This is a genomic window from Aquabacterium sp. (assembly GCF_021768455.1).
Classification (GTDB): domain Bacteria; phylum Pseudomonadota; class Gammaproteobacteria; order Burkholderiales; family Burkholderiaceae_C; genus Aquabacterium.
The window spans coordinates 1-9,919 of sequence record NZ_JAIZVX010000154.1; the positions used below are offsets into that span (position 1 = coordinate 1).

Annotated in this window: 11 protein-coding genes; 3 read left to right on the forward strand and 8 right to left on the reverse strand. The window is 65.3% G+C overall.

The annotated features are described in order from the left end of the window. Positions 1 to 172 precede the first annotated feature (172 nt). The 4 genes from QZ994_RS16490 to QZ994_RS16505 form a co-directional block, all read right to left on the reverse strand. A complete protein-coding gene (locus QZ994_RS16490; RefSeq protein WP_290874114.1) occupies positions 173 to 1,186 on the reverse strand; it encodes a TRAP transporter substrate-binding protein in 1,014 nt (337 codons plus the stop codon). A 58-nt stretch (positions 1,187 to 1,244) separates the two neighbouring features. Continuing rightward, positions 1,245 to 2,525: a TRAP transporter large permease subunit gene (locus QZ994_RS16495; protein WP_290874117.1), complete on the reverse strand. Its 1,281-nt coding sequence runs from the start codon at positions 2,523 to 2,525 to the stop codon at positions 1,245 to 1,247. A gap of 29 nt (positions 2,526 to 2,554) precedes the next feature. Beyond that, positions 2,555 to 3,121, reverse strand: a complete 567-nt coding sequence (locus tag QZ994_RS16500) for a TRAP transporter small permease (protein ID WP_290874119.1) — start codon at positions 3,119 to 3,121, stop codon at positions 2,555 to 2,557. A gap of 242 nt (positions 3,122 to 3,363) precedes the next feature. Beyond that, a complete protein-coding gene (locus tag QZ994_RS16505) occupies positions 3,364 to 4,053 on the reverse strand; it encodes a TetR/AcrR family transcriptional regulator (protein WP_290874122.1) in 690 nt (229 codons plus the stop codon). Between the two features lie 270 nt (positions 4,054 to 4,323). Between QZ994_RS16505 and QZ994_RS16510 the strand changes: the two genes are divergently transcribed. Genes QZ994_RS16510 through QZ994_RS16520 form a run of 3 tightly spaced genes read left to right on the forward strand, consistent with a single transcriptional unit; the run spans position 4,324 to position 7,062 of the window. Beyond that, a complete protein-coding gene (locus tag QZ994_RS16510) occupies positions 4,324 to 5,211 on the forward strand; it encodes a shikimate dehydrogenase (protein WP_290874125.1) in 888 nt (295 codons plus the stop codon). A 56-nt stretch (positions 5,212 to 5,267) separates the two neighbouring features. Continuing rightward, the gene (locus tag QZ994_RS16515) at positions 5,268 to 6,158 is read left to right on the forward strand and encodes a 4-hydroxyphenylpyruvate dioxygenase (RefSeq protein ID WP_290874127.1); all 891 of its coding nucleotides are present in this window, start codon (positions 5,268 to 5,270) and stop codon (positions 6,156 to 6,158) included. A 16-nt stretch (positions 6,159 to 6,174) separates the two neighbouring features. Beyond that, positions 6,175 to 7,062, forward strand: a complete 888-nt coding sequence (locus tag QZ994_RS16520) for a sugar phosphate isomerase/epimerase (RefSeq protein WP_290874130.1) — start codon at positions 6,175 to 6,177, stop codon at positions 7,060 to 7,062. 31 nt (positions 7,063 to 7,093) lie between these two features. Here QZ994_RS16520 and QZ994_RS16525 read toward each other — a convergent pair whose 3' ends face one another. The 4 genes from QZ994_RS16525 to QZ994_RS16540 all read right to left on the reverse strand — a co-directional run. Then, the gene (locus QZ994_RS16525; protein ID WP_290874133.1) at positions 7,094 to 7,627 is read right to left on the reverse strand and encodes a dihydrofolate reductase; all 534 of its coding nucleotides are present in this window, start codon (positions 7,625 to 7,627) and stop codon (positions 7,094 to 7,096) included. Between the two features lies 1 nt (position 7,628). Further along, on the reverse strand, positions 7,629 to 8,492 hold the full coding sequence (locus tag QZ994_RS16530; RefSeq protein WP_290874142.1) for a thymidylate synthase: 864 nt from the start codon (positions 8,490 to 8,492) through the stop codon (positions 7,629 to 7,631). Continuing rightward, a complete protein-coding gene (locus tag QZ994_RS16535; protein ID WP_290874136.1) occupies positions 8,492 to 9,166 on the reverse strand; it encodes an OmpA family protein in 675 nt (224 codons plus the stop codon). Before QZ994_RS16535 ends, QZ994_RS16530 begins: the two co-directional genes overlap by 1 nt. A gap of 92 nt (positions 9,167 to 9,258) precedes the next feature. Further along, positions 9,259 to 9,919 (reverse strand): ABC transporter ATP-binding protein (locus QZ994_RS16540; protein WP_290874139.1); only part of this gene is annotated, 661 nt, incomplete at its 5' end.

Below are 9,919 nucleotides of genomic sequence, written 5' to 3' on the forward strand. Positions count from 1 at the left end.
GTAGAGGGTGACCGAGGAGGTCTGGGCGAAGGCGCCGGTGGCGGCGCAGACCAAGGCGGCGGTCAGGGCGATCTGTTTGATTTTCATGGGGGCTCCTGGGGCAATGGCTTGGGGTGAGGCGAGCACGGCCTGGCCAAATCAGGCCGTGCTTCGGTGCGGTGCGCAGGCGGGCTTACTTGGCCTTGCGAGCGGTGGCGATGGCGGCGTTCATGTCAGCCAGCACGGCCTCACCGATGTTCTGGCTCGCCTTCTCGATCACAGGCTTGATCTTGTCGCGGATGCGGGCGGTCTCGGCCGGGGTCAACTCGTTGACCTGCATGCCCGCCTTCTTCAGGGCTTCCAGGGCGCCGGCTTCACGCTCCAGCGAGGCCTTGCGCTGGTAGACCGTGGCTTCGTTGGCCGATTCCTGGATGATCTTCTGCTCGGCAGGGCTGAGCTTTTCCCAGAACTTCTTGCTGATCAGCAGCACCTGCGGGTTGTAGGTGTGGCGGGTCAGCGAGAGGTACTTCTGCACCTCATAGAGCTTGCTGTTGTAGATCACCGTGACGGGGTTGTCCTGACCGTCCACCGCCTTGGTTTCCAGGGCAGGATAGAGTTCGGTGAAGGGCATCGGGACCGCGTTGGCGCCCAGGGTGTTGAACAGGTTGATGTAGGTCGGCAGCTGCAGCACGCGCAGCTTCAGGCCGGAGAAGTCTTCCAGCTTGGTGATGGGGTGCTTGCTGTTGGTGACATGACGGAAGCCGAGGTCCCAGTAGCCCAGGCCGATCAGGTTCTTGTCGGACAGGCGGTTCAGCAGGCGCTTGGCGAAGTCGCTGTCCATCACGGCGAAGGCTTCCTTGCTGTTGTTGAACAGGAAGGGGATGTCCATGGCCGAGAACTCCTTGACCTGCGAAGCCAGCAGGCCGGCGTTCAGCACGGTCACCTCGATGGTGCCGCCTTGCAGGGCCGACACGGTCTGCAGGTCACCGCCCAGGGTGCCGCCCGGGAAGAGTTTCACCGTGAACTTGCCAGCGCTTTTTTGCTTGGCGAGCTCGGCGAACTTGGCTGCACCCAGACCCTGCGGGTGGTCCGCCTGGTTCAGGAAGGAGAACTTGATCGTGCGTTCGCTGACCTGGGCCAGGGCGGCAGACAAGGGCAACATCATCACGGCAGCGGCCGTGCAGAGCATCTTGGAAACAGAGCGCATGGAAAGTCTCCTATGGAGTGGTGTTGTCGACAGGGGGAAGGGGCTGTGGTGAATCGGCTCAGCCGCCGAACCACTTGGCTGGCACGATCACCAGCGCGGGGAAAAAGACCATCAGGAACATCACGAGGAACTGGGCGATCATGAAAGGCACGACGCCCTTGGTGACCTCGTCCATCTTCATCTGTCCGACGCCCGCGACCACGTTGAGCACGGTGCCCACGGGAGGCGTGATCAGACCGATGGCGTTGTTGATGATGAAGAGCACGCCGAAGTAGACAGGGTCGATGCCTGCAGCTTTGATCACGGGCATCAGCACCGGGGTCAGGATCAGGATGGTCGGGGTCATGTCCATGGCGGTGCCCACGGCCATCACCAGGAACATGATGGCGAACATCAGCAGCGTCGGGTTGCCGATGAGCGGCTCAACCAGGCTGATCAGCTGAGAGGGCAGGTCGGCCACGGTGATCAGCCAGGCCGACACCATGGCTGCGGCCACCAGGAACATCACCACCGCACTGGTGCGGGCCGCGGTGACAAACAGGGGGTAGAGGTCTTTCAGCGTGAGCTCGCGGTACACCACGGTGGCGACAAACAGGGCGTAGGCGGCGGCCACCACGGCGGCTTCCGTCGGCGTGAACACGCCCATGCGCAGGCCCACCAGGATGATGATGGGCAGCACCATGGCCCAGGCCGATTCCTTCAGTGCCTTCATCACTTCGGCGCGCGACTTGCGCGGCGGGGGCGTGACGTTTTCCTTGCGCATCATCAGCCACCACGTGACCCACAGCGAGCCGCCGAGCAGGATGCCGGGCACGATGCCGGCCATGAAGAGCTTGGAGATCGACACGTTGGCCGCCACACCGAAGACGACGAAGCCGATGGAGGGCGGGATCACCGGGCCGATGATGCCGGCCGCGGCGATCAGGCCACCGGAGCGGCCCTTGTCGTGACCCGCCTTGACCATCATGGGCAGCAGCAGCGAGGCCAGGGCGGCGGCATCGGCCACGGCCGAGCCGGACAGCGCGGCCAGCAGGCAGGCGGCCACGATGGCCACGTAGCCCAGGCCGCCGCGGATGTGGCCCACCAGGGCCATGGCCAGGTTGACGATGCGCTTGGACAGGCCGCCGTGGTTCATGATCTCGCCGGCCAGCATGAAGAAAGGCACGGCCAGCAGGGTGAAGCTGTCGGCACCGTTGATCACGTTCTGGGCCAGGATCTGGGCGTCGAACAGGTCGAGGTGGTACATGAGCGAAGCGCCGCTGATCAGCAGGGCAAACGCGATGGGCATGCCCAGCGCCATGGCGGCGAGCAGGGATCCCAGGAAGATGGCAATGGTCATGGTGCGTGGCCTCTTGTCTTGGTGGGGGCTTATTTCGCGTGGGCGTTCTGTGCCGAGTGCTGGGCAGCCTGTTGGGCTTCGACAGCGGTGGCGTCTTCGGACTCCTGGGTCATGATCAGCTCGTCATCGGTGAGCTGGCCGGTGAGTGCCAGGAACAGGTCACGGGTCAGGATCAGGAAGGCCGACGCACCAAACACCACGCCGGAGGCGTAGAAGATGGCCATGGAGGCGCCGGAGGTGGGGGCTTCAACGTCGAGGTTGATCTGGGCCTGGTCCAAGCTGCCCTTGAACAGCAGCCAGGTCATGTAGAGCATCAGCACCTGCGAGATGACCAGGCAGATGCGCTTGCCCATCGGTGGCAGCTTGCTGACCAGCATGTCGGTGCCCAGGTGCTTGCGGTCCTTGAGCAGCACGATGGCGCCGAGGAAGGTCATCCAGATGAAGAACCAGCGCGACATCTCTTCCGAGACCGTGATGCCGGAATTGAAGGCGTAGCGCAACACGACGTTGCCGAACACCAGGATCACCATGCCGGCCATCAGCAGGGCGAGCAGGACGTCGATCGCCTTGCAGTAACGGTCAAGCCAGATCTTCATGTGGGGACTCCATTCGTGGCAGCCGGCGACAAAACACAAAGGGCACCGGTCTGTGATGGGGTCGAATAATGTACGAACTAGTTCGTCTCGTAATCAGGGCTTGCCCTAGGTCAATCCGGACGGCGGCGCGCTGTGTCAACAAGGGGCGCCTGTGTGCCCACTTCACCACGAATCGGCGTAAAAAACCGGCTCACCTGGGAGGGTGAGCCGGTCCGTGTGGATGCAGGGAGAGGGTTTCGGTCTCAGTTCTGCACGAAGCGCATCACCATCTCGACGATGTTCGCACGCCGCATGGCCTTGACCGCGGCCGAGGTCAGGTCACGCTTGAAGATCAGCGAGAAGGTGTGTCGGTTCGAGACCGTGAAGAAGCACAGGGCGCTGATGGACATGTGCAGGTCGATGGGGTCGATGCCTTTGCGGAACACCCCTGTCTGGCAGCCGCGCTCGTAGATGGACGTCACCGAGGCGATGGCCGGCGTGTTGAGCTTCTGGATGACGCTGGACTGTTGCAGGAACTCGCCGTTGTGGATGTTCTCGTTCATCACCAGGCGGATGAAATCGGGGTTGGCCAGCTGGTAGTCGAAGGTGAATTCGACCAGGCGGCGCAAGGCCTGCTCAGGGTCGAGGTCATCGAGTTGCAGTTCACCTTCGATGCGCCGGATGCCCTGGTAGGCGTTCTCCAGCACGGCGATGTAAAGCCCTTCCTTGCTGCCGAAGTAGTAATAGATCATGCGCTTGCTGGTGTGCGTCAGCGCGGCGATCTCGTCGATGCGGGCGCCACTGAGGCCCTTGTCGGCAAACTCCCGGGTGGCCACATCCAGAATGTTCTGGCTGGTGCGGTCGGAGTCGTTGACGCGCTCTGCGGCAGGCGGGCGACCGCGGCGAGGGGCAGGGCGGTCGGTGCTGGAGGTGCTGGCGGAGGGCTTGCTCATGGTGTCGGGTACATCGCGCGGATTCGGAATGCTTGGTGAACCCGCCAGGGCATTGTGGCATCGGGGTGCTTGGCGCCGAGGGCTGTACGCGGGCCTTGGCGCAGGTTCGTCCTGGTCTGGCGCAGAGGCGCCGGCATGAGGGGCCATGCCGGGTTAGCCCTGATCTGTAAACACGAACTGGTTAGTACATTAAATTACGCACCCGGATTATGGGCAGTGGCCTGTGCCGACTGCGCCCTCGTTTACCCCTAACCTCCTTCCTGACAAGCCATGACAGACACGACAGCCCCTGCATCCACTCCTGCCACCGCCCCCCGCAAGGTGCTGATGGGCCTGATCGGCTCGGGCATCCAGAAGTCGCTCACGCCTGCCATGCAGGAAAAAGAGGCGGCCGAACACGGTCTGCGCCTGCACTACCAGCTGATCGACCTTGATGTGACGAAGTCCACGGTGGACGACCTGCCGACCCTGCTGTCTGCGGCCCGCATCATGGGCTTCGCGGGCCTGAACATCACCTTCCCCTGCAAGCAGGCCATCCTGCCGCTGCTGGACGAGCTGTCCGACGAGGCCGCAGCCATCGGCGCCGTCAACACGGTGGTGAACCGAAATGGTCGCCTCATCGGCCACAACACGGACTGCTCGGGCTGGGCGTTCGGTTTCCAGCGCGGCCTGCCGAACGCCGACCTCTCGCGCGTGGTGCTGCTGGGCACGGGCGGAGCCGGTGCGGCCATCGCCCACGCCGTGATGCGCATGGACACCAGGCAGCTCGTGCTGGTTGACGTCGACCCGAAGCGCGCAGCCGACCTGGCTCAGCAGCTGAACCAGCGTTACGGTGGCCAGCGCGCCGTGGCCGTCACCGACATCGCCCAGGCCATGGAGGGTGCCTCGGGCCTGATCCACGCCACGCCCACCGGCATGGACAAGATGCCCGGTCTGCCCCTGCCGGCCGCGCTGCTCAAGCCCTCGATGTGGGTGAGCGAAGTTGTTTATTTCCCGCTGGAAACCGAGTTGTTGAAGGTGGCACGTGCCATCGGCTGTCAGACTGTGTATGGTGGCGGGATGGCCGTTGGCCAGGCCGTGGGCGCTTTCGAGCTGGTCAACGGTCTGAAGGCCGACGCCGACCGGATGCAGGCTCACTTCCTGAGTCTGATCGCTTGAAGCTGTTTGGCCCGCCCGACACCGTTGTACCCAGCCCTGAAGCAGGAGGCACCCGCATGAGTCCCGTTGAACTGAACCCTGGCCGAGAAAGCGTGGGGGCGTCGCTCAACCCCCTGGGCATGAATGGCATCGAGTTCATCGAGTTCGCGACGACGAAGCCCCAGGCCCTGGGGCAGGTGCTGGAGATGCTGGGCTACCGCCCGATCGCGCGCCACCGCTCGCGCGAGGTGCTGCTGTACCGCCAGGGCGACATGAACGTCATCATCAACGCGCATCCGAGTGGCCGCCCGGCCTTGGGTCGCCAGAGCGATGCGCCCACGATCGCGGCCATCGCCCTGCGGGTGCGCGACGCCGGTGCGGCCTACCAGCGTGCGCTCGACCGTGGCGCCTGGCCGATCAAGTCCGATGTGCGCCCCATGGAGCTCAACATCCCCGCCATCCACGGGGTGGGCCACAGCCGCATCTACTTCGTCGACCGTTACCGCGAGTTTTCGATCTACGACGTCGATTTCATCCCCATCCCCACGGTCGATGCCCACCCACCGGCCCTGGCCGACTTTGCCTTCTTCGGCGTCGTCCAGTACATCGGCTCGGAGCGCCTGGCCGACTGGACCGAGTTCTACAGCCAGCTGTTTGGTTTCGAGGTGGTGCCCGATGAACTGCGCTTTGGCATCCTGCCCAAGGGCCGCGTGCTGCGCAGCCCTTGTGGCGGCTTCTTCCTGCAGCTGATCGAGCCCGAACCCACCGTGTGGGACGTGGCATCCGACGAGTGCCTGCAGCGCGTGGCCCTGAGCACACCCGATGTGCTGGGTGCCGTCAAGACCCTGCGCGCACGCGGCCTGGATTTCACCGAGACCCAGGACCTGCACAGCGAAGACCGTGGGGCCCTCACGCAGACCTACCTGGGCGGTGTCAGCTTCGAGCTGGTCCACCGTGACCCGGCCTGAGCCCCAGGAGCCCGCGATGAGCAACACGACCGATTTCGGCATGGACACCATCTCGCTGGGCGGTGGCCTGGCGATCAAGCTGCGGGCCGCCCGCGAGGCCGGCTTCACGCAGGTGATGCTCTCGGCCCGCGACCTGGTCCAGCACCACGGCGGCGTGGACGAGGCCATTGCCATCGTGCGTGACAGCGGCCTGCGCGTGACGGGCTTTCAGGTCTTGCGTGATTTCGAAGGCCTCAGCGGCCACCTGCACGAGTACAAGGTGGATGTGGCCAAGTCGATGATGGAGATGTGCGCGGCGCTGAACTGCCGCGTGCTGCTGGCCTGTTCGTCCACCTCGCAGCACGCCAGTCAGGATCGCGTCGACCTCATCAAGGACCTGCGCAAGCTGGCCATGCTGGCCGTGCCCCTGGGCATCAAGGTGGCTTACGAAGGGCTCTCCTGGGGGCGCACGGTGAGCGAATACACCACGGCCTGGGAGCTGGTGGAAGAGGCCGATTGCCCCAACCTGGGCCTGGGGCTGGATTCTTTCCATGTCTTTGCCACCGGGACCCCGCTGGACGACCTCGATGTGATCGACCCGACCAGGATCTTCCTGGTGCAGCTGTCCGACTTCATGTGGAACGAGATCCGCTCGGTGGAAGAGCGCATCGCCACGGCGCGGCATTTCCGCGTCTTCCCCGGTGAGGGCGTGCACAGCGCGCAGCTGGCCGAGTTCGTCTCCAAGCTCGACCAGATGGGCTACGACGGCGACTACAGCTTCGAGGTCTTCAACGACGATTACCAGGCCATGCCGCCGGGACTGGTGGCCCAGCGCGCGATGCGCAGTGCCACCTGGCTGGCCGACGAGGTGCTGCAGCGCGCCACGCCGCTGCCCAGTCAGATGCGGCTCAAGCGGGCGGGTTGAGTCCCCTGCAACGGTCGCGCTGCGTTCAGGCTCAGCGGCGCCGGTAGGTCACGAAGGCAAAGGCCGCCGAGCCGGGGGCGGACGCGGGATGCGTCTGGCGCTCGGTTTCTTCGAACTCGGCTCGGTCCCAGGCTGGGAAGAAGGTGTCGGCGTCGGCAAAGCGAGCGTCCACCTCGGTCAGCACCAGTTCGTCGGCCAAGGGCAGGGCCAGGGCGTAGAGCTCGCCGCCGCCCATCACGAAGGCCTTGGGCGCATCGGCCACCAGGGCCAGCGCAGCCTCGATGCTGTGCGCCACCTCGGCACCAGGTTCGGCCCACTCGCCATTGCGCGTCACCACGATGTTGCGGCGGCCGGGCAGTGGGCGGAAGCGGGCAGGCAGCGAGTCCCAGGTGCGGCGGCCCATGATGACGGGGCAGCCCAGGGTGCTGCGGCGAAAGTGCTTCTGATCTTCGGCTTCCTGCCAGAGCAGGTCGTTGCCACGGCCAATGGCGCCATCGGCGGCCACGGCGGCGATCAGGCTGAGCACGGCTGGCTTGGGGCGCTGCGGCATCGAGGGCTGGCCCATGTCAGACCGCCACCGGGGCCTTGATGGCGGGGTGGTGTTCGTAGTCGCGCACTTCGAAGTCGTCCAGCGTGTAATCGAAGATCGAATCGGGCTTGCGGCGGATGTGCAGCGTGGGGTAGGGGAAGGGCGTGCGGCTCAGTTGCAGCGCAACCTGCTCGGTGTGGTTGCTGTAGATGTGGCAGTCGCCGCCGGTCCAGATGAAGTCGCCCACATCGAGGTCGCACTGCTGGGCCAGCATGTGGGTGAGCAGGGCGTAGCTGGCGATGTTGAAGGGCACGCCCAGAAAAATGTCGGCGCTGCGCTGGTAGAGCTGGCAGCTGAGCTTGCCACGGCCGCCTTCGGTCGCGGGCGGGGCCACGTAGAATTGGAAGAAGGCGTGGCAGGGCGGCAGGGCCATCTGCTCGATCAGGCCGGGGTTCCAGGCGCTGACGATGATGCGACGTGAATCGGGGTTCTGCTTGAGTTGCCTGACCACGTCCGAGATCTGGTCGACGTGGCCGCCATCGGGCTTGGGCCAGTTGCGCCATTGCACGCCGTAGACCGGGCCCAGGGAGCCGTCTTCGCGAGCCCATTCGTCCCAGATGGTGACGCCGTGTTCCTTGAGGTAGGCGATGTTGTCGTCACCCCGCAGGAACCACAGCAGTTCCACGATGATGGACTTGAGGTGCACCTTCTTGGTCGTGACCAGGGGAAAGCCTTCGCTCAGGTCAAAGCGCATCTGATGACCGAAGACGCTGCGCGTGCCGGTGCCGGTGCGGTCGGCCTTGAAGGCGCCCGTGGTGTGCACCAGGCGCATGAAATCTTCGTATTGGCTGCGGACAGGGCGGCTCAAGGGGGCACCTTCGAATGCGGAAAAACCGCGAATTATCTCCCAGCAGCGGCCTCGGGCTCGCGAAGGAAGATTTCGACGCGCCGGTTCTTGGCACGGCCTTCGGCCGTGTCGTTGCTGGCGATGGGTTCGCGTTCGCCGCGGCCGGCCACCTCGATGCGGCCCTTGGCCACGCCGCGGTCGTCGAGGAAGTCGCGCACGGTGTCGGCACGCGCCACCGAGAGCTGCTGGTTGTGCGCTTCGGTGCCCACGTTGTCGGTGTGGCCGATCACCTTCACCAGGGTGCCGGGGTTCTCGGTCAGGCCCTTGGCGAACTGCTGCAGCACCTCGCGCAATTCGGGCTTGAGGGCGGCGCTGCCGGTGGCAAAGGAGATGTCGTTGGGGATGTTGAGTTTGAGCTGGTTGTCGGCCGTGCGGACCACGTCGACGCCCGTGCCCTGGGTGGCCTGCTCCATGGCCTGCTTCTGGGCTTCCATCTTTTTCGACCAGACGTTGCCGGCGACGGCCCCGATCGCACCGCCCAGCAGGGCGCCTGCCACGGTGTTCTTGCCGCCGGTGGCCGTGCCGATGATGGCGCCGGCGACCGAGCCGATGGCCGCGCCCTTGGCCGTGCCCTTCTGGGTTTCGTCCATGTTGGCGCAGCCCGTGGTGAACACGGTGGCGGCCAGGGCCGTGACGAGGGTGAGGCGGGTGAAGGTGCTGTGTGACATGGAAGGGGACTGCGGTGGTGGGCGGGTGCCCGGTGAGGGTTCAACGCTGCGGAGGATGCCCGGGTTGACGTGATCGCACAGGGTGCTGGCGCTCAGGCGGCATCCTGGGCATCGAACTGCATGGCAGCGAGCTTGGCGTACAGGCCATTGCGGGCCAGCAACTCGGCGTGGGTGCCCACATCGACGATGCGACCGGCGTCGATCACCACGATGCGGTCGGCATTGACCACGGTGCTGAGGCGGTGGGCGATGACGAGGGTGGTGCGGTCCTTCATGGCTTCTTCCAGGGCGGCCTGCACGGCGCGCTCGCTCTCGGTGTCGAGCGCAGAGGTGGCCTCGTCCAGCAGCAACAGCGGGGCGTTTTTCAAGATGGCACGCGCGATGCTGATGCGCTGGCGCTGTCCGCCGGAGAGGCGCACGCCGCGCTCGCCGAGGAAGGTGTTGTAGCCCTCGGGCAGGGCGCGGATGAAGTCGTGGGCATGGGCTGCGGTGGCGGCGGCGATCACCTCGGCATCGCTGGCCTCGGGTCGGCCATAGCGGATGTTCTCCATCGCGCTGCTGGAGAAGATGGTGCTGTCTTGCGGGACGATGCCGATGCGCTGACGCAGGGCCTCGAGCGACAGGGCTTCGATGGGCACGCCATCGAGGTCGATGCGACCAGATTGCGGGTCGTAGAAGCGCAGCAGCAACTGGAAGAGGGTGCTCTTGCCTGCGCCGCTGGGGCCCACGATGGCGATGGTCTCGCCGGCGGCC

Coding starts and splice junctions, on each gene's coding strand:
- QZ994_RS16490 (WP_290874114.1), bottom strand. CDS start 1,186: ATGCGCTCTGTTTCCAAGATGCTCTGCACGGCCGCTGCCGTGATGATG.
- QZ994_RS16495 (WP_290874117.1), bottom strand. CDS start 2,525: ATGACCATTGCCATCTTCCTGGGATCCCTGCTCGCCGCCATGGCGCTG.
- QZ994_RS16500 (WP_290874119.1), bottom strand. CDS start 3,121: ATGAAGATCTGGCTTGACCGTTACTGCAAGGCGATCGACGTCCTGCTC.
- QZ994_RS16505 (WP_290874122.1), bottom strand. CDS start 4,053: ATGAGCAAGCCCTCCGCCAGCACCTCCAGCACCGACCGCCCTGCCCCT.
- QZ994_RS16510 (WP_290874125.1), top strand. CDS start 4,324: ATGACAGACACGACAGCCCCTGCATCCACTCCTGCCACCGCCCCCCGC.
- QZ994_RS16515 (WP_290874127.1), top strand. CDS start 5,268: ATGAGTCCCGTTGAACTGAACCCTGGCCGAGAAAGCGTGGGGGCGTCG.
- QZ994_RS16520 (WP_290874130.1), top strand. CDS start 6,175: ATGAGCAACACGACCGATTTCGGCATGGACACCATCTCGCTGGGCGGT.
- QZ994_RS16525 (WP_290874133.1), bottom strand. CDS start 7,627: ATGGGCCAGCCCTCGATGCCGCAGCGCCCCAAGCCAGCCGTGCTCAGC.
- QZ994_RS16535 (WP_290874136.1), bottom strand. CDS start 9,166: ATGTCACACAGCACCTTCACCCGCCTCACCCTCGTCACGGCCCTGGCC.